20 protein-coding genes and 1 riboswitch are annotated in these 24898 nt (G+C 72.4%); of the genes, 12 read left to right on the top strand and 8 right to left on the bottom strand.

Annotated elements, in window-relative coordinates; all coding sequences use genetic code 11:
* The first annotated feature begins 16 nt into the window (after positions 1-16).
* Together AQI70_RS12750 and nicT are read left to right on the top strand one after the other, a co-directional pair.
* A complete protein-coding gene (locus AQI70_RS12750) occupies positions 17-787 on the top strand; it encodes a cobalt-precorrin-6A reductase (protein WP_062147800.1) in 771 nt (256 codons plus the stop codon).
* A 143-nt stretch (positions 788-930) separates the two neighbouring features.
* Complete coding sequence (gene nicT, locus AQI70_RS12745) at positions 931-2022, top strand: Nickel transporter NicT (protein ID WP_062147798.1); 1092 nt, start codon at positions 931-933, stop codon at positions 2020-2022.
* 20 nt (positions 2023-2042) lie between these two features.
* On the opposite strand, the gene AQI70_RS12740 is transcribed toward nicT, so the two are convergent.
* From AQI70_RS12740 to cobG, 3 genes are read right to left on the bottom strand one after another with little or no spacing between them, the layout of a single operon-like run.
* Positions 2043-3530: a precorrin-2 C(20)-methyltransferase gene (locus tag AQI70_RS12740; protein WP_062147795.1), complete on the bottom strand. Its 1488-nt coding sequence runs from the start codon at positions 3528-3530 to the stop codon at positions 2043-2045.
* Complete coding sequence (locus AQI70_RS12735) at positions 3527-4159, bottom strand: precorrin-8X methylmutase (RefSeq protein ID WP_062147792.1); 633 nt, start codon at positions 4157-4159, stop codon at positions 3527-3529. The genes AQI70_RS12740 and AQI70_RS12735 overlap by 4 nt, the downstream gene beginning before the upstream one ends.
* A gap of 38 nt (positions 4160-4197) precedes the next feature.
* The gene (gene cobG, locus AQI70_RS12730) at positions 4198-5508 is read right to left on the bottom strand and encodes a precorrin-3B synthase (protein WP_062147789.1); all 1311 of its coding nucleotides are present in this window, start codon (positions 5506-5508) and stop codon (positions 4198-4200) included.
* Positions 5509-5608: 100 nt separating this feature from the next.
* A riboswitch (cobalamin riboswitch) is annotated at positions 5609-5684 on the top strand.
* 92 nt (positions 5685-5776) lie between these two features.
* On the opposite strand from cobG, the gene cobN reads away from it, so the two are divergent.
* Positions 5777-9397 carry a cobaltochelatase subunit CobN gene (gene cobN / locus AQI70_RS12725; RefSeq protein ID WP_062147785.1) on the top strand — a complete coding sequence of 1207 codons (3621 nt, stop codon included), beginning with the start codon at positions 5777-5779 and terminating at the stop codon, positions 9395-9397.
* 93 nt (positions 9398-9490) lie between these two features.
* Positions 9491-10132, top strand: coding sequence for a superoxide dismutase (locus AQI70_RS12720; protein ID WP_003996563.1), 642 nt, complete (start codon positions 9491-9493; stop codon positions 10130-10132).
* Between the two features lie 146 nt (positions 10133-10278).
* Here AQI70_RS12720 and AQI70_RS12715 read toward each other — a convergent pair whose 3' ends face one another.
* Positions 10279-11928, bottom strand: a complete 1650-nt coding sequence (locus AQI70_RS12715) for a purine-cytosine permease family protein (protein ID WP_062148344.1) — start codon at positions 11926-11928, stop codon at positions 10279-10281.
* A 459-nt stretch (positions 11929-12387) separates the two neighbouring features.
* Between AQI70_RS12715 and AQI70_RS12710 the strand changes: the two genes are divergently transcribed.
* The 6 genes from AQI70_RS12710 to AQI70_RS12685 all read left to right on the top strand — a co-directional run bounded on the left by AQI70_RS12710 (position 12388) and on the right by AQI70_RS12685 (position 20054).
* On the top strand, positions 12388-13221 hold the full coding sequence (locus AQI70_RS12710) for a M55 family metallopeptidase (RefSeq protein WP_062147781.1): 834 nt from the start codon (positions 12388-12390) through the stop codon (positions 13219-13221).
* Positions 13214-14518: a M20/M25/M40 family metallo-hydrolase gene (locus AQI70_RS12705; protein ID WP_062147778.1), complete on the top strand. Its 1305-nt coding sequence runs from the start codon at positions 13214-13216 to the stop codon at positions 14516-14518. Before AQI70_RS12710 ends, AQI70_RS12705 begins: the two co-directional genes overlap by 8 nt.
* 16 nt (positions 14519-14534) lie before the next feature.
* Positions 14535-16541 carry a S9 family peptidase gene (locus tag AQI70_RS12700; protein ID WP_062147774.1) on the top strand — a complete coding sequence of 669 codons (2007 nt, stop codon included), beginning with the start codon at positions 14535-14537 and terminating at the stop codon, positions 16539-16541.
* Positions 16538-17473, top strand: coding sequence for a S66 peptidase family protein (locus tag AQI70_RS12695; protein WP_062147771.1), 936 nt, complete (start codon positions 16538-16540; stop codon positions 17471-17473). The genes AQI70_RS12700 and AQI70_RS12695 overlap by 4 nt, the downstream gene beginning before the upstream one ends.
* 143 nt (positions 17474-17616) lie before the next feature.
* Positions 17617-19386, top strand: a complete 1770-nt coding sequence (locus AQI70_RS12690) for a CocE/NonD family hydrolase (RefSeq protein ID WP_244181587.1) — start codon at positions 17617-17619, stop codon at positions 19384-19386.
* A gap of 113 nt (positions 19387-19499) precedes the next feature.
* Entirely contained in the window at positions 19500-20054 is a 555-nt protein-coding gene (locus AQI70_RS12685; protein ID WP_062147763.1) for a GNAT family N-acetyltransferase, read from the top strand.
* Here AQI70_RS12685 and AQI70_RS12680 read toward each other — a convergent pair.
* Both AQI70_RS12680 and AQI70_RS12675 read right to left on the bottom strand, forming a co-directional pair.
* Positions 20026-20373, bottom strand: a complete 348-nt coding sequence (locus AQI70_RS12680; protein ID WP_062147760.1) for a DUF6204 family protein — start codon at positions 20371-20373, stop codon at positions 20026-20028. The two genes, AQI70_RS12685 and AQI70_RS12680, sit on opposite strands and share 29 nt — an antisense overlap.
* Positions 20374-20496: 123 nt before the next feature.
* A complete protein-coding gene (locus AQI70_RS12675) occupies positions 20497-20844 on the bottom strand; it encodes a VOC family protein (RefSeq protein WP_062147757.1) in 348 nt (115 codons plus the stop codon).
* A gap of 140 nt (positions 20845-20984) precedes the next feature.
* Here AQI70_RS12675 and AQI70_RS12670 point away from each other — a divergent pair, with 140 nt between their 5' ends.
* Both AQI70_RS12670 and AQI70_RS12665 read left to right on the top strand, forming a co-directional pair.
* The gene (locus AQI70_RS12670) at positions 20985-21506 is read left to right on the top strand and encodes a phage holin family protein (protein WP_062147754.1); all 522 of its coding nucleotides are present in this window, start codon (positions 20985-20987) and stop codon (positions 21504-21506) included.
* A gap of 6 nt (positions 21507-21512) precedes the next feature.
* A complete protein-coding gene (locus AQI70_RS12665; RefSeq protein ID WP_208607345.1) occupies positions 21513-22568 on the top strand; it encodes an SDR family oxidoreductase in 1056 nt (351 codons plus the stop codon).
* Positions 22569-22652: 84 nt separating this feature from the next.
* Here the strand turns inward: AQI70_RS12665 and AQI70_RS12660 are convergent, their stop codons facing one another.
* Both AQI70_RS12660 and AQI70_RS12655 read right to left on the bottom strand, forming a co-directional pair.
* Positions 22653-23744: an enolase C-terminal domain-like protein gene (locus AQI70_RS12660; protein ID WP_062147751.1), complete on the bottom strand. Its 1092-nt coding sequence runs from the start codon at positions 23742-23744 to the stop codon at positions 22653-22655.
* A 19-nt stretch (positions 23745-23763) separates the two neighbouring features.
* Complete coding sequence (locus tag AQI70_RS12655) at positions 23764-24720, bottom strand: LLM class F420-dependent oxidoreductase (RefSeq protein WP_062147748.1); 957 nt, start codon at positions 24718-24720, stop codon at positions 23764-23766.
* Positions 24721-24898 lie beyond the last annotated feature (178 nt).

The following is a 24898-nucleotide window of genomic DNA, read 5'->3' as shown; positions in this document are numbered from 1 at the left end:
AAGGGAACCGGACTTCGTGCACGTACTGATCCTGGGCGGGACCACCGAGGCCCGTCGTCTCGCCGAACTCCTGGCGGCCGGCGCCGGGTCCGCGCCGCGGGTGACGAACTCCCTGGCCGGACGCGTCGCCGCGCCCCGGCTGCCGCCCGGCGAGGTACGCGTGGGCGGCTTCGGCGGCGCCGAGGGGCTGGCCGCGTGGCTGCGCGAGCACGAGGTGGACGCGCTCATCGATGCCACGCACCCTTTCGCCGGAACCATCAGTTTCAACGCGGCCAAGGCCGCCGCCACCGCCCATGTTCCCCTGCTCGCGCTACGGCGCCCCAGCTGGGTCCCGGCACAGGGCGACGACTGGCACGAGGCCGACTCGCTGGAGACGGCGGCGCGGCTGCTGCCCACGCTCGGCCGACGGGTGTTCCTGACCACCGGACGCATGGGGCTGGCGGCCTTCGCGGACCTGGACGGCCTGTGGTTCCTCGTACGGTCCGTCGACGCGCCCGAACCCCCGCACCCGCCCCGCATGGAGGTGCTGCTCGACCGCGGCCCGTTCACCCTGGCCGGGGAACGCGAGGTGCTGCGCCGCCACCGGATCGACGTCGTGGTGACGAAGGACAGCGGGGGAGCGGCCACCGCGCCGAAGCTGACCGCGGCCCGGGAGGCCGGGCTGCCCGTGGTCGTGGTGCGCAGGCCGCCGGTGCCCGACGGGGTGCAGGTCGTGGCCGGGCCCGAGCAGGCCGCCCGATGGATCGAGGAGCGGCTCCACGGGCGTACTTTCCCAGCCGCGGGCTGAAAACTGACCCGGGCTTTGCCGCATCCTGATCTCACCTGCAAACTCTTCGCAGCAAGCTTGAGCGTGTGGCTGAAAACAGGGTGAGGCTGAGGACAAGGGCCGAGAACGACCAACCGCCGAGGTGGCACCGCATACGCACGTCGATGACCCGCAAGGAGTGGGCCCGCGCCGGCGGTATGGCCGCCTTCATCCTGGCACTGCACGTCATCGGCTGGTTCACGCTCGTGGTGATCGTCGCCCCGGAGCACTACAGCCTGGGCACGAAGACCTTCGGCATCGGCGTCGGAGTCACCGCCTACACCCTCGGCATGCGGCACGCCTTCGACGCCGACCACATCGCGGCCATCGACAACACCACCCGCAAGCTGATGAGCGAGGGGCAGCGGCCGCTGTCGGTCGGCTTCTGGTTCTCCCTCGGCCACTCGTCGATCGTCTTCGCGCTGACCTTCCTGCTCTCCCTCGGTGTGAAGGCACTCGCCGGCCCGGTCCGGGACGACGACTCCGCCCTGCACAACGTCAGCGGCTGGATCGGTACGACGGTCTCCGGGACCTTCCTCTACGTCATCGCCGTCATCAACATCGTGATCATGGCGGGTATCTGGAAGGTCTTCCGGCAGATGCGCTCCGGCCGCTTCGACGAGGAGGCCCTGGAGGAGCAGCTCGACAACCGCGGCTTCCTCAACCGACTGCTGGGCCGCCTGATGAAGTCGATCACCAAGCCGTGGCAGATGTACCCACTGGGCCTGCTCTTCGGCCTCGGCTTCGACACGGCCACCGAGGTCGCGCTCCTCGTCCTGGCCGGCTCGGGCGCCGCCTCCGGACTGCCCTGGTACGCGATCCTGTGCCTGCCCGTCCTGTTCGCGGCCGGCATGTCGCTGCTCGACACGATCGACGGCACGTTCATGAACTTCGCCTACGGCTGGGCCTTCTCCAAGCCCGTCCGCAAGGTCTACTACAACCTCACCGTGACCGGCCTGTCCGTGGCCGTCGCGCTCCTCGTCGGCACGGTCGAACTGCTGGGCCTGATCGCGGAGAAGGCAGGTCTGCACGGTGCTTTCTGGGACTGGGTGTCCGGGCTGGACCTGAACACCATCGGGTACGTCATCGTCGGGCTGTTCTTCGCGACCTGGGCGGTCGCCCTGCTGGTGTGGAAGGTGGGGCGGATCGAGGAGAAGTGGACGGCGGGGCCGGCCCAGGGGCCCGACCCCGCCGAACAGCGGGCCTCGACGCTGTAGCGCCGGCCGTCGCAGGCCGCTCAGGTCTCCGGGTAACGGCGAGGCGTCCAGACGATCTCCTCGCCGTCCGCCCGCCGTACGACCCGCGTCTGCGAGGAACCGACCAGCAGGATCGTCCGCATGTCGACCTCGGCCGGATCGAGCTTCGCCAGCCGCACGACCCGCACCCGCTCGCCGGCACCCCCGACGTCCCGCGCGACCACCACCGGCGTGTCCGGCGCCCGGTGCTCCAGCAGCAGGTCGCGGGCCCTGCCCACCTGCCAGGTGCGGCTGCGGGAGCCGGGGTTGTACAGGGCCAGCACCAGGTCCGCGGAGGCCGCCGCGCGCAGTCGTCCGGCGATGACCTCCCAGGGCTTGAGCCGGTCGGAGAGGGAGATGGCGGCGTAGTCGTGCCCGAGCGGGGCACCGGCGCGAGCGGCGGCCGCGTTGGCCGCGGTGACCCCGGGCAGCACCCGCACGCGTACGTCCGCGTACTCCTTCGCCGAGGCGGCCTCCAGTACGGCCGTGGCCATCGCGAAGACTCCCGGGTCACCGCCGGAGACGACGGCCACCCGCCGCCCCCGCTGGGCGAGTTGGAGCGCGAACTCGGCCCGCTCGGCCTCGACCCGGTTGTCGGAACCGTGGCGGCGCTGACCGGGACGGACCGGGACCCGGTCCAGGTAGGTGGTGTAGCCGACGAGATCGTCCGCGGCGGTGAGCGCACCCCGCGTCTGCGGGGTCAGCCACAGCGGCCCGGCCGGCCCCGTCCCGACCACCACGACCTCCCCCCGCTCCGGCACGGCAGGCGCGGCGTCGACCCGGCTGGGCAGGACGGCCACCGAGAAGTACGGCACCGACTCCGGCTCCACGGCGGCCAGTTCGGCGAGGCGCTCCCCGCTCATGGTGGCCCGCTCGACGTACCGGGCCTCACCCAGCCGCCCCGAATCCCGAAGCGCCCGTCGCACCTTGGGGAAGGTGCGCCCCAGCTTCATGACCACCGCCGCGTCCGTGGCGGCGAGCCGGGCGGTCAGCTCCTCCTCGGGCAGGGTGCCCGGCAGGATCGTGAGCACCTCCTCGCCCTCCGCGAGCGGCGTGCCCAGGCGGGCCGCGGCGGCGGACACGGAGGTGACGCCCGGGATCACCTCGGTGGCGTAGCGGCCGGCGAGCCGCTTGTGCATGTGCATGTAGGAGCCGTAGAAGAGCGGGTCGCCCTCCGCGAGGACGGCGACCGTCCGGCCGGCGTCGAGGTGCGCGGCCAGCCTCGCCGACGCCTCCGCGTAGAACTCCGCCAGGGCGCCCTGGTAGCCGCCGGGGTGGTCCGTCGTCTCCGTCGTGACCGGATAGACCAGCGGTTCCTCGATGTGGTCGGCACGGATGTGGCGCGCCGCGATCGAGCGGGCGATGGACCGGCCGTGCCGGGCGCTGTGGTACGCGATCACATCCGCCCCGGCGATGACCTCGACGGCCCGGACGGTCATCAGGGACGGGTCGCCTGGACCGAGCCCGACGCCGTACAGCTTCCCGCTCACTCTTCCTCGCTCGCGATCGCGTTGAGCGCGGCGGCGGCGATGGCGCTGCCTCCGCGACGGCCGCGTACGACCAGGTACTCCAGGCCCGACGGGTGTTCGGCCAGGGCGTCCTTGGACTCGGCCGCGCCGACGAAACCGACGGGGACCCCGATGACGGCGGCCGGGCGGGGCGCGCCCTCCTCGATCATCTCCAGGAGCCGGAAGAGGGCGGTGGGCGCGTTGCCGACGGCGACGACCGAGCCCTCCAGCCGGTCCCGCCACAGCTCCAGCGCGGCGGCGCTGCGGGTGGTGCCGAGCTTCGCGGCCAGCTCCGGGACGGCCGGGTCCAAGAGCGTGCAGAGCACGTCGTTGTCGGCGGGCAGCCGCTTGCGCGTCACCCCGCTGGCCACCATCCGCACGTCGGTGAAGACGGGTGCGCCCGCGCGCAGGGCCTCGCGGGCGCGGGCCACCACGTCGGGGGTGTAGGCCAGGTCCCGTACGAGGTCGACCATCCCGCAGGCGTGGATCATCCGGACCGCGACCTGGCTGACGTCGGCGGGCAGGCCCGCGAGGTCCGCCTCCGCGCGGATGGTGGCGAAGGACTGGCGGTAGATGGCCGCGCCGTCCTTCTCGTAGTCGTACGTGGTCACGGTGTTCTTCTCGCTGTTCTCGGTCGTCGTGATACGGCTCAGGAAGTGATCGCCGCCAGGGCGGTGGCCAGTTGGGAGGGGTCGTCGAGGCAGGCCACGACATCGCCGTCCCGGTCGGCGCGCGGCTGTCGGCCCGGCGTGACGGCGCGGAGCCGGTAACTGCCGCCAGGGACGGCGACCACGTCGATCCGGTCGCCTCGGGGGTGCCCGCAACGGCGTTCGCACCCGGACCAGTACACGGGAAGACGGGCGCTGCCCGCGGCGGTCAGGCTCCGCTCCGCGTCCGCCCGCACATCGGCCCGGGACTTGGCGCATCCGGGCCGGCCGACGCAGGCGCCGACGCGCAGCCACGGGGAAGCGGGGTCCGTGACGAGGCCGGTGGCGCAGAGGCGGGCCGGCGCGTCGGCGGCGCCCTCCGAGCGGGTGGGCACGACCACGCCACGCCATGGGGTCAGCCGCAGCTCCCCGGCGGCGGCATGCGTCAACGCCTGCCACTGGAGGGGCGTGAGACGGCCGAGAGGAACGTGTACGGAGAGGGCGGCCCCGACGATCCCCGGCGGCGGGCCCTCCGCGCCGCCTGCGCGGTCCGGCGCCCGCAGCGAGCTGCTGATGCCCGCGCCCTTCAGCGAGCGCCGGACCGCATTCGTCAACTCCCCGGGCGGGACCGGAAGTTCGTCCACTCGCCAGACCCGCGCCCCGTGCTCCCGGGCCACCTGGAGGAACGTCTCCGCCGCCAGCAGCGCGGCACGCGGCACGTCGTCCCCGGAGACGCACAGCGCCTCGCCGGCCGAGCCCAGGCCGAGCAGCGCGCCACCGTCCGCGGTGGCCTGTACGGTCACATCGGCGCCGAGTCCGGCCACGTCCCCGCGTCCGTCGTCGAGCGCGAACAGGAACCGTCCCGACAACTCCCGCGCCGCCTCGCTCGCGCACAGCGCCCCGTCCAGGGCCGACAGCCAGGGCCGCACCTGCCTCCAGCCGCGTCCGTCGAGGCCGGACAGCGGCGAGGCGACGATGTTGCGCACCCGCTCGTGCCCGCGCGACGGCAACAGCCCGGCCACGTCCAGTGCTTCGGCCAGCTCCGCGCCGCACGTCTCCCGCAAGCCCCGCAACTGCACGTTGCCGCGCGAGGTGAGATGAAGATCACCATCGCCCAGCCGCCGGGCCGCGTCCGCCAGCGCCTGGGCCTGGCGGAGCGTCAGCACGCCGCCGGGAACGCGGACACGGGCCAGCGCGCCGTCGTCCGCGGCATGCAGCCGCAGCGCCCCGGGGCAGGCGTCACCGCGGTCCCGTGAGACCGCTGTGGCCTGGGGCGATGAGGGGGCGGCAGGCGTGGACATGGCGGCGAGCATACCGACAGCTCCACGGAATGTATGCCCCGCCCCTGTTCCGCGCCCCTTACTATGCTCCTCGGTGGATCACCCGGTCCGCCATCGCCACCACGGCGACAGGGAGGAAGCCCGGTGTGACTCCGGCGCGGTCCCGCCACTGTGAGCCCCCCGCAACGGGCTGGGCGAGCCAGGAACTCCCTTCCCCCCCCAGCTCTCGGCCCCGCCCGAGCAGGGGGGACCCCATCCGCCACCGCCCGGGGCGCGGACCCCGAGGAAGGCCAGACGCCGCATGCCGCATCCTTCCGGGGGGCGACCCCCGCACCCCCGCATCCTGCTCCTGTCGACGTCCGACACCGACCTGCTCAGCGCCCGCGCGGCGAACGGCCCGGTGTCCTACCGCTTCGCCAACCCGTCCCGGCTCCCGCTCGACGACCTGCCCGCGCTCCTCGACGGCGTCGGCCTCGTCGTCGTACGCCTCCTCGGCGGCCTGCGCGCCTGGCAGGACGGCCTCGACCTGCTGCTCGCCGACGGCCGCCCGGTCGTGGTCCTCACCGGCGAACAGGCCCCGGACGCCCAGCTGATGGCCGCCTCCACGGTCCCGATCGGCATCGCCGCCGAGGCCCACGCCTACCTCGCCCACGGCGGCCCCGCCAACCTGGAGCAGCTGGCCCGTTTCCTCTCCGACACCGTCCTGCTGACCGGCCACGGCTTCGACGCCCCTGCCCCCGCGCCCAGTTGGGGCCCGCTGGAGCGCACGCCGCGGGGCGAGGGGCCGACCGTGGCCGTGCTCTACTACCGCGCCCACCACATGAGCGGGAACACGGCGTTCGTGGCTGCCCTGTGCGACGCGATCGAGGAGGCGGGCGGCCGGCCGCTGCCGCTGTACGTCGCCTCGCTGCGGTCCCCCGAGGCCGAACTGATCGACGAACTGCGCGCCGCCGACGCCGTTATCACCACCGTCCTGGCCGCGGGCGGCACCAGGCCCGCCGAGGCATCCGCCGGCGGCGACGACGAGTCCTGGGACGCGGGCGCGCTCACCGGCCTGGACGTGCCGATCCTGCAGGCCCTGTGCCTGACCGGCTCGCGCACCGCCTGGGAGGAGAACGACGAGGGCGTCTCCCCGCTCGACGCCGCCGCCCAGATCGCCGTACCGGAGTTCGACGGCCGACTCATCACCGTCCCCTTCTCCTTCAAAGAGATCGACGAGGACGGACTCCCCGCGTACGTCGCCGACCCCGAGCGCGCGGCCCGCGTCGCCGGCATCGCCGTACGCCATGCCCGGCTGAGGCACATCCCGGCCGCCGAGAAGCGCCTGGCCCTCGTCCTGTCCGCCTACCCGACCAAGCACTCCCGCATCGGCAACGCGGTCGGCCTCGACACCCCCGCCAGCGCGGTGGCCCTCCTGCGCCGACTGCGCGAGGAGGGGTACGACTTCGGCGACGGAGAGGTCCCCGGCCTGGCCTCCGGCGACGGCGACGAACTGATCCGCGCGCTCATCGAGGCCGGCGGCCACGACCAGGACTGGCTCACCGAGGAGCAGCTGGCCCGCAACCCCGTGCGCATCCCGGCGGCGGACTACCGGCGCTGGTTCGCCACGCTCCCCGAGGAGTTGCGCACGGCGGTCGAGAAGCACTGGGGTCCGGCACCCGGCGAGATGTTCGTCGACCGCAGCCGCGACCGGGACGGTGACATCGTCCTCGCGGCCCTCCGCTTCGGGAACCTGCTGGTCCTCATCCAGCCCCCGCGCGGCTTCGGCGAGAACCCGATCGCGATCTACCACGACCCGGACCTGCCGCCCTCCCACCACTACCTGGCCGCCTACCGCTGGATCGCGGCTCCCGCCGAGGACGGCGGGTTCGGCGCCGACGCGATGATCCACCTCGGCAAGCACGGCAACCTGGAGTGGCTGCCCGGCAAGAACGCCGGCCTGTCCGCCGCCTGCGGCCCCGACGCCGCCCTCGGCGACCTCCCCCTGATCTACCCCTTCCTCGTCAACGACCCCGGCGAGGGCACCCAGGCCAAGCGCCGCGTCCACGCCACCCTCGTCGACCACCTGGTCCCGCCGATGGCCCGTGCCGACTCCTACGGCGACATCGCGCGCCTGGAGCAACTCCTCGACGAGTACGCCCAGATCTCCGCCATGGACCCGGCGAAGCTCCCGGCCGTCCGCGCCCAGATCTGGACCCTCGTCCGGGCCGCCAGGCTCGACCACGACCTGGGCATGGCGGACCGCCCCGACGACGACGGCTTCGACGACTTCCTCCTCCATGTCGACGGCTGGCTCTGCGAGGTCAAGGACGCCCAGATCCGCGACGGTCTGCACATCCTGGGCAGCCCGCCGCGGGGCGAGGACCGGGTCAACCTGGTCCTCGCCATCCTCCGCGCCCGCCAGATCTGGGGCGGCAGCACGGCGTTGCCCGGCCTGCGCGAGGCGCTGGGACTGGACGAGTCCGCCGCGACCCGCACGACCGCCGACGAGGCGGAGGAACGGGCCCGTGCCCTGGTCCAGGCGATGGAGGACGCCGACTGGGATCCGGCCGCCGTCCCCACCGGACACGGTGAACAGGTCGCCGCCGTCCTTGAGTTCGCGGCTCGCGAGGTCGTCCCGCGCCTGTCGGCCACCACCGCCGAACTCGACCACGCCGTCCACGCCCTGAACGGCGGCTTCGTCCCGGCGGGCCCCTCCGGCTCCCCGCTGCGCGGCCTGGTCAACGTCCTGCCGACCGGCCGTAACTTCTACTCGGTCGACCCCAGGGCCATCCCCTCCCGCCTCGCCTGGGAGACCGGACAGGCCCTCGCGGACTCCCTGCTGGAGCGCTACCGCACGGACCACGGCGACTGGCCCACGTCCGTCGGCCTCTCCCTGTGGGGCACCAGCGCGATGCGCACGGCGGGCGACGACGTGGCCGAGGCGCTCGCCCTGCTCGGCATCCGCCCGGTCTGGGACGACGCCTCCCGCCGGGTGACCGGCCTGGAGCCCGTCCCCCACGCGGAGCTGGGCCGCCCCCGCATCGACGTCACCCTGCGCATCTCGGGCTTCTTCCGCGACGCGTTCCCGCACACGATCGGCCTCCTGGACGACGCCGTACGCCTGGCCGCGTCCCTGGACGAACCGGCCGACGCCAACCATGTACGCGCCCACGTCCAGGCGGACCTGGCCGTCCACGGCGACGAACGCCGCGCCACCACCCGCGTCTTCGGCTCCCGCCCCGGCACCTACGGCGCCGGCCTGCTCCAGCTCATCGACTCCCGCGACTGGCGCACCGACGCCGACCTCGCCGAGGTCTACACGGTCTGGGGCGGCTACGCCTACGGCCGCGAGCTCGACGGCCGCCCGGCGCGCGACGACATGGAGACGGCGTACCGGCGCATCGCGGTCGCCGCGAAGAACACGGACACCCGCGAGCACGACATCGCCGACTCCGACGACTACTTCCAGTACCACGGCGGCATGGTGGCGACGGTCCGCGCCCTGCGCGGCACGGCCCCCGAGGCCTACGTCGGCGACTCCACCCGCCCCGAGACCGTGCGCACCCGCACCCTCGTCGAGGAGACCTCGCGCGTCTTCCGCGCCCGAGTCGTCAACCCCAGGTGGATCGAGGCGATGCGCCGCCACGGCTACAAGGGGGCCTTCGAACTCGCCGCCACCGTTGACTACTTGTTCGGCTACGACGCCACCACCGGCGTGGTCGCCGACTGGATGTACGACAGGCTCACCGAGACCTACGTCCTGGACCCGGCCAACCGCGAGTTCCTCCGGCAGGCCAACCCCTGGGCGCTGCACGGCATCGCCGAGCGGTTGCTGGAGGCGGAGTCGCGCGGGATGTGGGAGAAGCCGGATCCGGCGGTGCTGGACGCGCTGCGGCGGGTGTACCTGGAGACGGAGGGGGAGCTGGAGGGCGACGGCTGAGGTCCTAGGTCCAACGCCTGATCGAAAAGGAGTTGCTGCTGCTGTTAACGTGCAGTTGCACATCATTCGCAATAACGTCGGAGGACGTTGGACATGGCGGTTTACACGCTCCCGGAACTTCCCTACGACTACTCGGCGCTGGCCCCCGTGATCAGCCCCGAGATCATCGAGCTGCACCACGACAAGCACCACGCGGCGTACGTGAAAGGTGCGAACGACACGCTGGAGCAGCTCGCCGAGGCGCGGGACAAGGAGTCGTGGGGCTCGATCAACGGTCTGGAGAAGAACCTGGCCTTCCACCTCTCCGGTCACATCCTGCACTCGATCTACTGGCACAACATGACCGGCGACGGCGGCGGCGAGCCGCTGGAGAAGGACGGCGTGGGCGAGCTGGCGGACGCGATCGCCGAGTCCTTCGGCTCCTTCGCCCACTTCAAGGCGCAGCTGTCCAAGGCGTCGGCCACCACGCAGGGTTCGGGCTGGGGCGTCCTCGCCTACGAGCCGCTCAGCGGCCGGCTCATCGTGGAGCAGGTCTACGACCACCAGGGCAACGTCGGCCAGGGCTCGACCCCGATCCTGGTCTTCGACGCCTGGGAGCACGCCTTCTACCTGCAGTACCGCAACCAGAAGGTGGACTTCATCGAGGCGATGTGGCAGGTCGTCAACTGGCAGGACGTGGCCAAGCGCTACGCCGCCGCCAAGGAGCGCGGCGACAGCCTGCTCCTCGCGCCGTGACGCCCTGACCGCGCCGGCACAGCCGTCCTGCTCGTGACCGTCTTCTCACCCTTCACTGGCAGGCGGCAGCCCGAAGGGCTCCCGCGCGGCCCTCGTGCGCACAAGCGCGGGTGGGCGGGTGCGTTCGTACCCGCCCACCCGTGTGGTCACGCGGTCGCCGGGAGCACGTGGTCGCCGAGCTTGTCCGTGCTCAGGCACAGGGAGCAGACGACGGCGTCGTGGGTCCGGCAGGCGGCCAGGTCGGGGCGCTCGTACGGCTGGTGGCAGACGTGGCAGTCGTAGGTCGTCCCACTCGGGTTGCCTTCCGCGTCGAGCAGGGGCTCGGCGATGCCGTCGTCGGTGCGGCGCAGGTAGTACCGGCCCTTGGTGACGATCGCCATCAGCGGGGTGAGGACGAACGCGATCACGGCCGCGGCGACGGGGGAGTACGGCTGGAGGGTGTCGCCGAGTGCGTGGAAGTACATGGCGATCGACAGGCCGGAGGAGGCGATGAAGGCCACGACGCCCACGGGGTTGACGGCGTAGAGCATGCCGCGGCGGAACTCCGGCTGTAGCGGGGACAGCTTCAGCAGGTACTTGTTGACGCCGATGTCGGTGGCGACGGTGACCACCCAGGCGATGGCGCAGTTCGAGTAGAAGCCCAGGATGCTGTTGAGGAAGCTGAACATGTCCGCTTCCATCAGGATCAGCGCGAAGGCCAGGTTGACCAGGACGAAGACCATGCGGCCGGGGTAGCGCCCGGTGACGCGGGTGAAGGAGTTGGTCCACGCCAGGGAGCCCGAGTACGCGTTGGTCACGTTGATCTTGATCTGGCTGATGACCACCAGGGCCACGGCCAGCGGGATCACCATCCAGGACGGCATCATCGCGTCGAAGGCGCCGCGGAACTGCTGGATCGGCTCGGGCGCCGCCGTCGGGCCGACCTCGGCGAGGATGTACACGGCGAGGAAGACACCGATGGCCTGCTTCAGCGCGCCGAGCACCACCCAGCCGGGCCCGGCCATGACCACCGCGGTCCACCAGGTGCGCTTGTTCGCCTCGGTCTTCGGCGGCATGAAGCGCAGGTAGTCGATCTGCTCGCCGATCTGGGCTATCAGGGACAGGCAGACGCCCGCGCCGAGCAGCACGGAGGCGGTGTTGACGCCGCCCTCGCCGTCGGTGCCGGCGTAGGAGAGGAAGCGGTCGACCGTGCCGGGGTCGGTGGCGACGAGGTAGACCAGCGGGGCGACCATCAGGATCAGCCAGATCGGCGTCGTCCACACCTGGAGCTTGCTCAGCGCCTTCATGCCGTAGATCACCAGCGGGATCACCATCAGCGTGGAGACCAGGTAGCCCAGCCACAGCGGCATACCGAGGCCGATCTTGAGGCCCTGCGCCATGATCGAGCCTTCGAGGGCGAAGAAGATGAAGGTGAAGCTGGCGAAGATGACGCTGGTGAGGACCGAGCCGTAGTAGCCGAAGCCGGAGCCGCGGGTGATGAGGTCCAGGTCGATGTTGTAGCGGGCCCCGTAGTAGGCGAGAGGGAAGCCGGTGACGAAGATGACGACCGCGGCGACGGCGATCGCCACGAGCGCGTTGCCGGTGCCGTGGGCCAGGCCGATGCCGGCGCCGATGGAGAAGTCGGCCATGTAGGCGATGCCGCCGAGCGCGGTCGTCGCTACGACCATCGGGGTCCAGCGCCGGTAACTGCGGGGCGCGAAGCGGAGGGTGTAGTCCTCCAGGGTCTCCTTGGTCGCCTGGTCCGTGGCGGGCTTGGCGGGGTCCGGGGCTGTCAGCCGTGACTCGGTGGTGCTCATGTCACGCCTCCTGTGGGGGTGCGGTGGGGTTCGGAGTCCACGCGGTGAACGGGGCGCGCGGAAGGGGAAGCGGAAGGGGAAGTCGTACCTGCGCACGCGGCGGATCCGCCGGCCGAATCCGACGAACGCCTCGGTGGGCTCGTACAGCGCCTTGAGCTGCGCGAGGTTGGGCATGGTGACGTGGAATCCGCCGTCGCCTCGCTCGATCAGCCCGTCGGCGTGCAGTCGGGCTGCGGCTTCGTATACGGCTCTGAGTCCATGGCGGGAGACGGTAGGAAGCGCTTGTTTCCCAGGGGGCCCGCCTGTCGTGAACGACTCGTTACGTACAACTCACCACAGGGGCACGGGACGCCCCGAGCGACCAGCTCGAAGAGATGGCCGTGGCGGAACTGCCGAGCTCCCCTCACCGGCGCGTAACGTGAAGCGACAAGCATCTGATCAGCGAGGGGACGAACCCGCGTGAAGATCCTCATCAGCGCCGACATGGAGGGCGCCACCGGCGTGACCTGGCCCGCCGACGTGCTGCCGGGCACACCCCAGTGGGAGCGGTGCCGGGGGATGTTCACCTCCGACGTCGACGCCGCCGTACGGGGGTTCTTCGACGGCGGCGCCGACGAGGTCCTCATCAATGAGGCGCACTGGACCATGCGTAATCTGCTGCTCGAACGGCTCGACGAGCGGGCGCAGATGCTGACCGGCCGGCACAAGGCGCTGTCCATGGTCGAGGGCGTCCAGCACGGCGACGTGGACGGCATCGCCTTCGTCGGCTACCACGCGGGCGCCGGCATGGAGGGCGTCCTCGCGCACACCTACCTCGCCAACTCCATCACCGGGGTGTGGCTGAACGGCGTACGGGCGAGCGAGGGGCTGCTGAACGCGCACGTCGTCGCCGAGTACGGCGTGCCCGTCGTGCTCGTCACCGGCGACGACGTGGCCTGCGAGGACGCGCTCGGGTACGCGCCCGGCGCGCTGAAGGTCGCCGTCAAGGACCATGTCTCGCGGTACGCGGCCGTGTGCCGGACACCGGCCAGGACCGCCGCCGACATCCGCGCCGCGGCCAAGGAGGCCGCCGCGCTGACGGTGCGTCACGAGCCGGTGCGCCAGGGGCCGTTCACCGTGGCCGTCGAGTTCGACGCCGAGCATCTCGCGATGGCCGCCACCGTCGTCCCGGGTGTCGAACGGACCGGGGAGCGGAAGGTGGCGTACACCAGCGAGCGCATGTACGACGGAATCCGTACCTTCAAGGCGGTCACCACGATCGTCTCGGCCGCGGTGGAGGAGCAGTATGGCTGACGGGCAGGCACTGGACGAGGTCGTGACGTTCACCTCCGACCTCATCCGCATCGACACGACCAATCGCGGCGGCGGGGACTGCCAGGAGCGCCCCGCCGCCGAGTACGCCGCCGCGCGGCTGGCCGAGGCGGGCCTGGAACCCACCCTGCTGGAACGCGCCAAGGGCCGTACGAACGTCGTCGCCCGCATCGAGGGCACCGACCCGTCGGCGGACGCGCTGCTCGTCCACGGCCACCTGGACGTGGTGCCCGCCCAGGCCGCCGAGTGGAGCGTGCACCCCTTCTCCGGGGAGATCCGCGACGGGGTCGTCTGGGGCCGGGGCGCGGTCGACATGAAGAACATGGACGCGATGATCCTGGCCGTCGTCCGCCAGTGGGCACGGGAGGGCGTGCGGCCCCGGCGGGACGTCGTGATCGCGTTCACCGCCGACGAGGAGGCCAGCGCCGAGGACGGCTCCGGGTTCCTCGCGGACCGGCACGCCGGGCTCTTCGAGGGCTGCACCGAGGGCATCGGCGAGTCCGGCGCGTTCACCTTCCACGACGGCGGCGGGCGGCAGATCTACCCGATCGCGGCCGGGGAACGCGGCACCGGCTGGCTCAGGCTCACCGCACGCGGAAGGGCCGCGCACGGCTCCCGGCCCAACCCGGAGAACGCGGTCACCCGCCTCGCCGCGGCCGTCACCCGGATCGGCGCCCACCAGTGGCCGCTGCGGCTGACCCCGACCGTGCGCGCCGCCCTCACCGAACTCGCCGCGCTGTACGGCCTGGAGGCCGACCTCGACGACGTGGACGGCCTGCTGGACAAGCTCGGCCCGGCGGCCGGGCTCGTCGAGGCGACCGTCCGCAACAGCGCCAACCCGACCATGCTGAACGCCGGGTACAAGGTCAACGTGATCCCGGGGGAGGCCGTGGCCCATGTCGACGGCCGGTATCTCCCCGGCTTCGAGGACGAGTTCCGCGCGACCGTCGAGGAGCTCACGGGACCCGACGTCGAGTGGGAGTTCCACCATCGCGAGGTGGCCCTCCAGGCGCCGGTGGATTCGCCGACGTACGCCCGGATGCGCGCCGCCGTCGAGGAGTTCGCGCCCGAGGGGCACGTGGTGCCGTACTGCATGCCCGGCGGCACGGACGCCAAGCAGTTCTCGCGGCTCGGCATCACCGGCTACGGCTTCTCCCCGCTGAAGCTGCCCGACGGCTACGACTACGGTGCCATGTTCCACGGCGTCGACGAGCGCGTACCGGTCGAGGCGCTCCACTTCGGCGTCCGGGTGCTCGACCGCTTTCTGCGGACTGCCTAGGGAGTCGGAGGAGACAGTGCGGACGCTGGCGTACGGTTCCTGGCCCTCGCCCATCGACGCGGCCCTCGCCGCGGCGCACGACGGGCGGCCCGAGTACGTGGGCTTCGTCGGTGACGAGGTGTGGTGGATCGAGCCGCGGCCCACCGAGGGCGGGCGGCGCACGCTGGTGCGGCGCCGGAATGAGGAGGTGGGGCGCGAAACCCCTCCTTGGAAGGGCGGTGGTGGGAGACGGGCGGGCGGCCGCGAGGAGTCGGTGCTGCCCGCTCCGTGGAACGTGCGCAGCCGGGTCGTCGAGTACGGCGGCCGGCCCTGGGCCGGTGCGGTGGTCGACGGCCGGCCGCTGGTCGTCTTCGTCGACTTCGCCGACCAGCGGCTCTACCGGTACGAGGAGGGCGGCGAGCCGCGTCCGATCACCCCCGTGTCCGCGGTGGGCGCAGGACTGCGCTGGGTGGAGCCGCAGCTGCGGCTCGAACGCGGCGAAGTGTGGTGCGTCCTGGAGGAGTTCACCGGGGACGGGCCCACCGATGTGCGGCGCGTCCTGGCCGCCGTCCCGCTGGACGGCTCGGCCGCCGAGGACCGGGACGCCGTACGCGAACTCACCGACGACCGGCACCGGTTCGTCACCGGGCCCCGGATCTCGCCGGACGGGCGGCGGGCGGCATGGCTCGCCTGGGACCATCCGCGGATGCCGTGGGACGGCACGGAGCTGCTGGTCGCCGACATCGGGCCGGACGGCACGCCGGGCAGCCCGCGGACCGTCGCCGGGGGACCGGAGGAGTCGATCGCCCAGGTCGACTGGTCGGACGACGGCCGTCTGCTGTACACGAGCGACCGCAGCGGCTGGTGGAACCTCTACCGGGACGGCGAACCGCTCTGTCCGCGCGAGGAGGAGTTCGGCGGGCCCCTCTGGAAGCTCGGCCTGCGCTGGTTCGCCCCGCTGGCGGGCGGGCTGATCGCCGTCGTACACGGCCGGGGGGCGACCGCACTGGGGGTCCTGGATCCCGAGACCGGCGAGATCGTGGACGCGGCCGGCCCCTGGACCGAGTTCGCGCCCACGCTCGCGGTGGACGGGGAACGGGTCGTGGCCGTCGGCGCCAGTCCGCGCAGCGCCTACGAGGTGGTCGAACTCGACACCCGTAGCGGACGGTCCCGGGTGGTCGGGGCCGCGCACGTCGACGCCGTCGACCCCGCCTACTACCCGGAGCCGCAGATCCGCACCTTCACCGGCCCCGCCGGGCACCGGATCCACGCGCACATCTACCCGCCGCACAACCCCGGCTGCGTCGCCCCGGGCGGCACCCCGCCGCCGTACGTCATCTGGGCGCACGGCGGCCCCACCGACCGGGCGCCGCTCGTCCTGGACCTGGCCGTCGCCTACTTCACCTCGCGCGGCATCGGCATCGCCGAGGTCAACTACGGCGGCTCCAGCGGATACGGCCGGGCCTACCGCAACCGGCTGCGCGAGCAGTGGGGCGTGGTCGACGTCGAGGACTGCGCGGCCGTCGCCCTCGCCCTCGCCGACGAGGGCACCGCCGACCGCGACCGGCTCGCCATCCGCGGCGGCAGCGCGGGCGGCTGGACCACGGCCGCCTCCCTCACCACGACCGACGTCTACGCCTGCGGCACGATCCTCTATCCGATCCTCGACCTGGCCGGCTGGGGCACGGGCGAGACCCACGACTTCGAGTCGCGGTACCTGGAGACCCTCGTCGGCCCGCTCGCCGAGGTGCCCGGCCGGTACACGGAGCGGTCACCGACCGCGCACGCCGACCGCATCACCGCGCCCTTCCTGCTGCTGCAGGGCCTGGACGACGTGATCTGTCCGCCGGCCCAGTGCGAGCGGTTCCTGGCCCGCATGGAGGGATGCCGGGTACCGCACGCCTACATCGCCTTCGAGGGGGAGGGGCATGGATTCCGGCGGGCGGAGACGATGATCCGGGTCCTGGAGTCCGAACTCTCTCTGTACGCTCAGGTCTTCGGGCTGAACCCGCCCGGCATCCCGAAGCTGGAGCTCGCCAAGTGAACGATCCCGTACGGCCACTGGTACGGCCGTCCCGGCTCGTCCCCGGCGCCCGGGTGGCCGTCGTCGCTCCCAGCGGTCCGGTGCCGGAGGAGCGGCTGCAGGCCGGGCTCGACGTGCTGCGCGGCTGGGATCTCGACCCGGTGGTGGCACCTCATGTGCTGGACCGGCACGGGGAGTTCGGCTACCTGGCGGGCCGGGACGCCGACCGGGCCGCCGATCTGCAGAGCGCCTGGTGCGATCCGTCCGTCGACGCCGTGCTGTGCGCCCGTGGCGGTTACGGGGCGCAGCGCATGGTCGACCTCCTCGACTGGGAGGCGATGCGCGCGGCCGGGCCGAAGGTGTTCGTCGGCTTCAGCGACATCACGGTGCTGCACGAGGCGTTCGCCACCCGGCTGGGCCTCTCCTCCCTGCACGGGCCGATGGCGGCGGGGGTCGACTTCATCAAGAACGCGCGGGCGCAGGAACATCTGAGAGCCACGCTCTTCGAGCCGGAGTCGGTGCGCACGATCACCTCCACCGGCTCCGCCCTGGTCCCCGGCCGGGCACGGGGTGTCACGCTGGGCGGCTGTCTCTGCCTGCTCGCCGCCGAGGCGGGCACCCCGCACGCCCGGACCTCCGCGCGCGGCGGCCTGCTCTGCCTGGAGGACGTCGGCGAGGAGACCTACCGGCTCGACCGCTACCTCACCCAGCTTCTGCGCGCGGGCTTCCTCGACGGCGTGCGCGCCGTGCTGCTCGGGTCGTGGCAGGAGTGCGAGCCGTACGAGCGGGTGCGTGCGCTGCTCCTCGACCGGTTGGGTGGCCTCGGTGTGCCCGTTGCGCAGGAGTTCGGGTTCGGGCACGGTGAAGGGGCGCTGACGATCCCCTTCGGGGCGAGCGCCGAACTGGACGCCGAGGCGGGCACCTTGACCCTCGACGAGCCCGCTCTCCGCTGACCTCCTCCACTGAATCTCCGTCAAGAAACCTCCGGCACGCCGATTGACCCCGTCTGACACGTGTCACACCATGACAACCAGCCAGTACTGACTGGTCGGTAAGCAGGGCTGTCCTCAGTGTGGAGGTCTTTGTGTCCCGACGTGTGCCCAGATCCTCAGGGGCTGCCGCCCTCGCTCTCGTCCTCGGCGCCGCACTCACCGCCCCCCTCGCGCTCACCACTCCCGCCGCCGCGACCGGCCAGTTCACCGTCAGCGCCCTGAAGTTCACCGTCCAGGCAGGTGACCGCACCTGCGTCGTCGACGCCGACCTGTACCGGCCCGCCGGCGTGGACCGAGCCCACCGGGCACCCGCCGTCCTCGCCACGAACGGCTTCGGCGGCAGCAAGTCCGACGGCCAGACCGACGCCATCGGCAAGGCCTTCGCCCAGCGCGGATACGTCTCCCTCGTCTACTCCGGGCTCGGCTTCGGCAGGTCCGGCTGCCTGATCTCGCTGGACGACCCGGCGATCGACGGCGCGGCGGCCTCGCAGCTCATCGACTTCCTGGGCGGCAGGCGCGCCGCCGACGACGGGACGAAGGCCGACATCGTCACCCTCGACGCCCCCGGCGACCCCCGCGTCGGCATGGTGGGCGGCTCCTACGGCGGGGCCATCCAACTGGCCACGGCGGCCGTCGACCAGCGCGTCGACGCGCTGGTGCCGATGATCACCTGGAACGACCTGGCGTACTCCCTCGACCCGAACAACGCCGTCGGCGGCGGCAGCGTCCCCGGCGCCTTCAAATGGCAGTGGGCCAACGGCTTCTACCTCATCGGCGAGGGCCAGCCCCTGCTGGAGCCGAACCTCGACCCCTCCCGCATCAACTCCCTCGCCTGCCTGCACTTCGTCACCAAGGCCTGCGACACCGTCCGCACCCTCAACTCCGGCCGCTATCCGGCGAAGGAGACGGCCGAGCTGCTCGCCTACGCGCACAGCGTCTCGCCGATATCCTACCTGAACCGCGTCAAGACGCCCACCCTCCTCGTCCAGGGCCAGGCCGACAGCCTCTTCAACCTCAACGAGGCGACGGCGACGTACAAGACGCTCAAGGCCCAGGGGACACCGGTGAAGATGATCTGGCAGTCCTGGGGCCACAGCGGCGGCATCACCGACCCGGCCGCCGGTGAACTGAACCTCGGCCAGGGCAACCTGGAGACCAGCTACGTCGGCCGGCGCATCCTCGCCTGGTTCGACCGCCACCTGTGGAAGAAGAACGTCGACACCGGGCCTGCCTTCGCCTACTACCGCGACTGGATCACCGACCCGGACCACACCTACGCCACCGCCGACCGCGTCCCCGGACTCAGCCGGACCCTCTACCTCTCCGGCGACGGCAAACTCGTCGACAACCGCGCCAAGGTGGCCCGCGGCAGCCGTACGTACACCAACTGGCTCGTCCCCACGAGCCATTCGGAGAGCTCGCTCGCCGGGGCCCTCGGCATCCCCGACCCGGCGCCGTACGACACCAAGGGCACCTACCTCGGCTGGACCAGCGAGCCGCTCGCCCGGACGACCGAGGTCGTCGGCGCCCCGCGGGCCACCCTGAAGGTCGTCTCCCCGAAGGCCGAGCGGACCCAGCACTCCGGGGACGCCGCCGACAAGCTCGTCCTCTTCGCCAAGCTGTACGACATCGCGCCCGACGGCAGCAGGACGCTGGTGCACCGGCTGGTCGCGCCGGTCCGTGTCCCCGATGTCACGAAGAGTTTCACCGTGACCCTGCCGGGAATCGTGCACCGCTACGACAAGGGCCACCGGCTGCGCTTCGTGATCGCGGCGAGCGACGACGCGTACTTCGGGAACCGGGGCATCAAGCCGGTGACCGTGGTGAGCGCGCCCGGGGACACGGGGGTGCTGCGGCTGCCAGTGACCGGCTGATCCGCCGGCAGGGCCGGCTGCGGCCGGCGCACCTCGGTACGGGCGTGATCGGCGCGCGCGGTGCGGGGCGTACTGGATGAGACGGCGCGGCCGGCGGGTCGTAGGCTGGCGGAATGCCTCACCCCGCGTCCCGCTACCTCGCCGAAGGCCCCCGCGTGGGCATACGCCACTTCACCTACGAGGACGGTGCCGAGTTCACCGCCCGGGTCCGCGAGAGCAAGGAACTGCACCACCCGTGGCTCTTCCCGCCGGACAGCGCCGCGGCCTACGCCGCCTATGCCGGGCGGCTGATCGAGGACCCCGCCAAGGCGGGGTTCCTGGTCTGCGCCAAGGACGACGGCGGGGGCATCGCCGGGTTCATCAACATCAACAACATCGTCGAGGGCGCCTTCCAGAGCGGTGCGCTCGGCTACGGCGCCTTCGCCCACGCCGCCGGGCGCGGACTGATGCGGGAGGGGCTCGACCTGGTGGTGGGCCACGCCTTCGGGCCGATGCGGCTGCACCGGCTGGAGATCAACGTCCAGCCCGCCAACGCCGCCTCGATCGCCCTCGCCCGGGCCTGCGGTTTCCGCCTGGAGGGCTTCTCGCCGAACATGCTCTACGTCGACGGGGCCTGGCGGGACCATGAGCGGTGGGCGATCACCGTCGAGATGCGGACTTCCGGTTGATCTTCATCGTGTCGAGGTCCGTGACCGTCGACCTCAGATCGCGGAAGCCGTAGCCCCGCTCCCGCAGCGCGGTCTGCGCGCGGTCCTCCGCGATCGCGCCGGCCATCTCCTCGCCGTCCGCCGCGTCCGAGACCACCACGTACCGCATCGAGAAGTGCTTGAGCGGCGACGGCTCGTAGGAGAGCGACCCCTCCTCGGTGAACCGCATGCTGGTCAGACCGTGCTCGGCGGCCTCGGCGAGCAGCCGCACCCGGGCCTCGTCGGTGAGCCCGTCCCAGGTGCCCCGGACAATCACCCGGTAAGTGTGCCGCTCGCTCATGTCCTCGCTCCCGTGTCGCCGACGCCGAGCCCCGACGATACGTCGGCGAGGAGGAACCCCACGCGGAATTTCGTCGTGCCCGGCCGGGGCGCTGTTCACCGACACCATCGTGTCGGCGAACGGTCACGCCTGACGGTCCACGTACTCGTACACCGCCCCGTCCGGATGCATGGCGATCAGATTGCGGCCCACCGGAGTCGGCACCGGACCCGCGATGATGTGCGCGCCGAGCTCGCTGAGGACCTGGCGGGCCTCCTCGACGTCCTTGACGGCGATCGTCGCCGCCACCTTGCGCAGCACCTCCAGCTCGGCCTCCGGGCCGCTCATCAGCAGGAAGCAGCCGACCGCCGCCACCTGGACGCCGCCGCGTTCGAAGCGGAGGGCTGTGCCGCCCGCGAGGCGTTCGTAGAAGGGGACCGCGGTCTCCAGGTCGTCGACGCAGACGCGCAGCGTGGCTCCCAGAATCTCCATGCGGACGAGCCTAGTTGGGGGCGGCCGGGAAGGGAGATCGTTTCACGGTATCCCCGCAGAGCCGCGAACTTCGCTCACGCGCCGGTACGCGCCGTGACGGAGGCCCGTTATGCGTACGCCTGTACGGGTACTCGGCGGGCATGGAACGCTTGGATCACCTTGAGCACCTGGACAAGGAACTGGTCGACGAACTGGCGCAGGTGGCCCGCGAGACCGTACGCGACGAACTGCGCCAGCAGACGCGCAGGCAGCGCCGACGGGCCATGCTGTACGCCGCGTCCGGCGCCGTCGCCCTGTACGCGGGCGCGGCCCTCGCGCTCGCCCTGGGGCTCGGCCTCGCCGCCGGGCTGCCGGACTGGGCCGCCGCGCTCATCACCGCGGTGATCCTCGGCGTGGTGGCCTATGCGCTGCGGGGCGCGGCACGCCCGTCGGCGTCCCGGCCGACCCCCGAGCGGGAGGCCGAGCGGCCCGCCGCACCCGGACGGACCATCGGCGGCACCGCCCCGGCCGGTCCGCCTGGTGGGCTCGGCCTGCCGTACCCGCCGATGCCGCCCGGCCCGCCCGGGACGGGCGCGACGGGCGCGGTGCCGCCGGAGACCCCCGGCGCGCGGCAGCCGCATCCGGGCGACATCGACCCCGAGCAGCCGCATCACCGGGCGTGATACGCCGTGCGCAGGCCGTGGGAGCTCGCCCTGCCCGGGCGTGGCAGGGCCGTCGTGATCACCGGGGCCAGCGGCGGCGTGGGCCGGGCCGCGGCCGTGGCCTTCGCCGCGCGGGGCGACCGGGTCGCCCTGCTGGCCCGGGGCCGTGAAGGTCTCGCCGGGGCGGCCGACGAGGTGCAGCGGGCCGGGGGCGAGGCGCTGGTCGTCAGCGTGGACATGGCCGACGCGAAGGCCGTCGACGACGCGGCCCAGAAGGTCGCCGACGCGTTCGGGCGGATCGACGTCTGGGTCAACAACGCCTTCGCCGGGATCTACGCGCCGTTCACGGAGATCACCCCGGACGAGTTCCGGCGGGTGACCGAAGTGACGTACCTGGGCTATGTGTTCGGCACCCGGGCCGCGCTGCGCCACATGCTGCCGCGCGACCGGGGCACGATCGTGCAGGTCGGGTCCGCGCTCGCCTACCGGGGGATTCCGCTGCAGTCGGCGTACTGCGGGGCCAAGCACGCGATTCAGGGGTTCAACGAGTCGCTGCGGTGCGAGCTGCTGCGCGACGGGAGCCGGGTGCGTACGACGATGGTGCAGCTGCCCGCCGTCAACACCCCGCAGTTCGACTGGGTGCTGAACCGGCTGCCGGGGCGGGCCCGGCCGGTGGCGCCCGTGTACCAGCCGGAGGTGGCCGCGCGGGCGATCGTGCATGCCGCGGGACACGGGCGGCGCCGGGAGTACTGGGTGGGGGGCTCCACCGTGGCGACGCTGATCGCCAACGCGGTCGTTCCCGGTCTGCTGGACCGGTATCTGGCGAGGACCGGCTTCGAGGCCCAGCAGGACGAGGGCGAGCACGCGGGGCCGGGCAACCTCTGGACCCCGGCGGACGGGCCGCACGGCCGGGACTTCGGGGCGCACGGGCGTTTCGACGAGGAGGCGGTCGGCCGCAGCCCGCAGGAATGGGTGTCACGCAACCGGGGCCGGATGGGCGCGGGGATGCTGGTCGGCGGGCTGGGTGCCGTGCTGACCGCCGGCCTGCGACGTCGGGGCCGGTCGCCGTTGCGACGGACGTGAGGGGGCGCCGGTACATGCCGGTGCGGGTGCACGCGACGCTCATGGCGTTCATGGGCCGTTCATGGGCTTGGCGTTCGTCGGCGGTCACGCCACCTGGTACTGCTGCACCTCCTCCGCCCTCAGCGTCAGCCCGTGGCCGATGCCCTGGGTCGGGGTGACCGAGCCGCCCGTGGGGTCCAGGGCGCCGTCGAAGAACATGTCCTCCACGCGGACGTGGTCGTGGAACCACTCGATGTGGCGGAGGTTGGGGAGCGCGGCGGCCGCGGCGGCGTGGGCGTGCGGGGCACAGTGGGCCGAGACCTCCAGGCCATGGGCCTGGGCCAGGGCGGCGGCGCGGAGGAACTCGGTGAGGCCGCCGCAGCGGGTGGCGTCGATCTGGAGGCAGTCGACCGCGCCCGCGGCGATCATCCGGGCGAAGTACGGGAGGTCGTAGCCGTATTCGCCCGCCGTGACGTCGCAGACCAGGGCGTCACGGACCAGCCGCAGACCGGTCAGGTCGTCCGAGGACACCGGCTCCTCGAACCAGCCGACACCGTTCTCGGCGAGGGTGTGGCCGACGCGGATCGCCTGCTTACGGGTGTAGGCGCCATTGGCGTCCACGTACAACTCGGCCGCCGGGCCGATCACTTGGCGCGCCGCCCGGACCCGGGCCACATCGCGCGGGACCGCGCGGCCCCAGTCCTGCCCGATCTTGATCTTCACGCGCGGAATGTGCTGACCGTGCACCCAGCCGTTCAACTGCGCGGCCAGATGGGTGTCGTGGTACGTGGTGAAGCCCCCGCTGCCGTAGACCGGGACGCGGTCGCGGCAGGCGCCCAGCAGCCGGGCCAGGGGCAGTTCCAGGAGGCGGGCCTTGAGGTCCCACAGGGCGATGTCCAGCGCCGAGATCGCGCACGCGGCGACGCCCGGGCGGCCCGCGTTGCGGATCGCTCGGCACATCGCCTCGTGCGCGGCCGGGATGTCCAGGGCGTCACGGCCCTCGACGAGGGGTGCGAGGTGGTCGCGCAGGAAGTCCCCGACCGCCGCCGGGCCGTACGTCCAGCCGGTGCCGGTCGCGTCGCCCGCCGTCACCTCGGCGATCACCACGGTCGTGGAGTTCCAGGCGAGTGTGCCGTCCGCCTCGGGGGCGTCGGTGGGCACGGTGTAGACGGAGACCACGGGGAGACGGAGTTTCATCGAGTGGGCCCGCCCTTCGTCACTGCTGCAGCTGCGGCAGCACCTTCGTGCGGTAGAAGTCGAAGAAGCCGCGCTGGTCGGGGCCGATCTGGTTGACGTAGATCCGGTCGAAGCCCGCCTCGGCGAAGGCGTTCAGCGCGGAGACGTGCTCGTCGACGTCGTCCCCACACACCGTGTTCTCGCGCACCATCTGCTCGGTGACCAGCGGTTCCAGCTGCTCGAAATGGCGCGGCGAGGGCAGGATCTGGCCCATCTCGCCGGGCAGCAGCTGGTTGGACCACAGCCGGTGCACGGTGCGTACCGCCTCGTCGCGGTCGGTGCCGTAGCAGACCTTCGTGCCCCCCATGACCGGCTTGCCGTGCCCGCCGCCCTTGCGGAACTGGGTGACCAGCTCCTCGTCCGGCATCATCGTGATGTAGCCGTCGCCGACGCGGGCCGCGAGCGAGGTCGCCGCCGGGCCGAAGCCGGAGATGTCGATCTGAACCGGCTCGTCGGGGACCGTGTAGAGGCGGGCGTTCTCCACCCGGTAGTGGCTGCCGTAGTGGCTGATCTCCTCGCCGGAGAACAGCCGGCGCATGATCAGGATCGCCTCTTCCAGCATCTCCAGGCGGACGCTCGCCGGCGGCCAGACATGGCCGAGGATGTGCTCGTTGAGGGCCTCGCCGGTGCCGACGCCGAGCCGGAAGCGGCCGTTCGTCATCACCGCGCAGGTCGCCGCGGCCTGGGCCACCACCGCTGGGTGGATCCGCACGGTCGGGCAGGTCACGGCCGTCTCGATGGGCAGCGACACCGCCTCCGAGAGCGCGCCGATCACCGACCACACGAACGGGCTCTCGCCCTGCGCGTCGTTCCACGGGTGGTAGTGGTCCGATATCCACAGCGACTGGAATCCGGCCTGCTCGGCCATCCTCGCCTGTTCGACGAGGTCGGCGGGACGGAACTCCTCGCACGCCAGGAAGTAGCCGTACTCGGGCATGGGGGGCACCTCCGGGACTGCCGCGTCAGCGGCGGGGGACTGTCGCCGTTCCGGGTACCCGGCGGCCCGGCCGGAAACCGGGCGTCCGGGCCGGACGTGCCGGCGACCGGGGCTGTCCGCGCCGACGTTTGGCGGCCCTGACCAGGGGGACGCGGAAGGCTCCCGAGACACGCGACAG

Origin of the sequence: Streptomyces curacoi, from assembly GCF_001513975.1 — a bacterium.
Classification (GTDB): Bacteria; Actinomycetota; Actinomycetes; order Streptomycetales; family Streptomycetaceae; genus Streptomyces; species Streptomyces curacoi.
This window is presented reverse-complemented; position numbering and strand designations above follow the sequence as displayed.

Bases quoted from the DNA above. Each gene is read 5' to 3' on its own strand.
- nicT (WP_062147798.1), top strand. From the start codon at position 931: ATGACCCGCAAGGAGTGGGCCCGCGCCGGCGGTATGGCCGCCTTCATC.
- cobG (WP_062147789.1), bottom strand. From the start codon at position 5,508: ATGCTCGCCGCCATGTCCACGCCTGCCGCCCCCTCATCGCCCCAGGCC.
- cobN (WP_062147785.1), top strand. From the start codon at position 5,777: ATGCCGCATCCTTCCGGGGGGCGACCCCCGCACCCCCGCATCCTGCTC.
- AQI70_RS12720 (WP_003996563.1), top strand. From the start codon at position 9,491: ATGGCGGTTTACACGCTCCCGGAACTTCCCTACGACTACTCGGCGCTG.
- AQI70_RS12715 (WP_062148344.1), bottom strand. From the start codon at position 11,928: ATGAGCACCACCGAGTCACGGCTGACAGCCCCGGACCCCGCCAAGCCC.
- AQI70_RS12705 (WP_062147778.1), top strand. From the start codon at position 13,214: ATGGCTGACGGGCAGGCACTGGACGAGGTCGTGACGTTCACCTCCGAC.
- AQI70_RS12685 (WP_062147763.1), top strand. From the start codon at position 19,500: ATGCCTCACCCCGCGTCCCGCTACCTCGCCGAAGGCCCCCGCGTGGGC.
- AQI70_RS12680 (WP_062147760.1), bottom strand. From the start codon at position 20,373: ATGAGCGAGCGGCACACTTACCGGGTGATTGTCCGGGGCACCTGGGAC.
- AQI70_RS12675 (WP_062147757.1), bottom strand. From the start codon at position 20,844: ATGGAGATTCTGGGAGCCACGCTGCGCGTCTGCGTCGACGACCTGGAG.
- AQI70_RS12670 (WP_062147754.1), top strand. From the start codon at position 20,985: ATGGAACGCTTGGATCACCTTGAGCACCTGGACAAGGAACTGGTCGAC.
- AQI70_RS12660 (WP_062147751.1), bottom strand. From the start codon at position 23,744: ATGAAACTCCGTCTCCCCGTGGTCTCCGTCTACACCGTGCCCACCGAC.
- AQI70_RS12655 (WP_062147748.1), bottom strand. From the start codon at position 24,720: ATGCCCGAGTACGGCTACTTCCTGGCGTGCGAGGAGTTCCGTCCCGCC.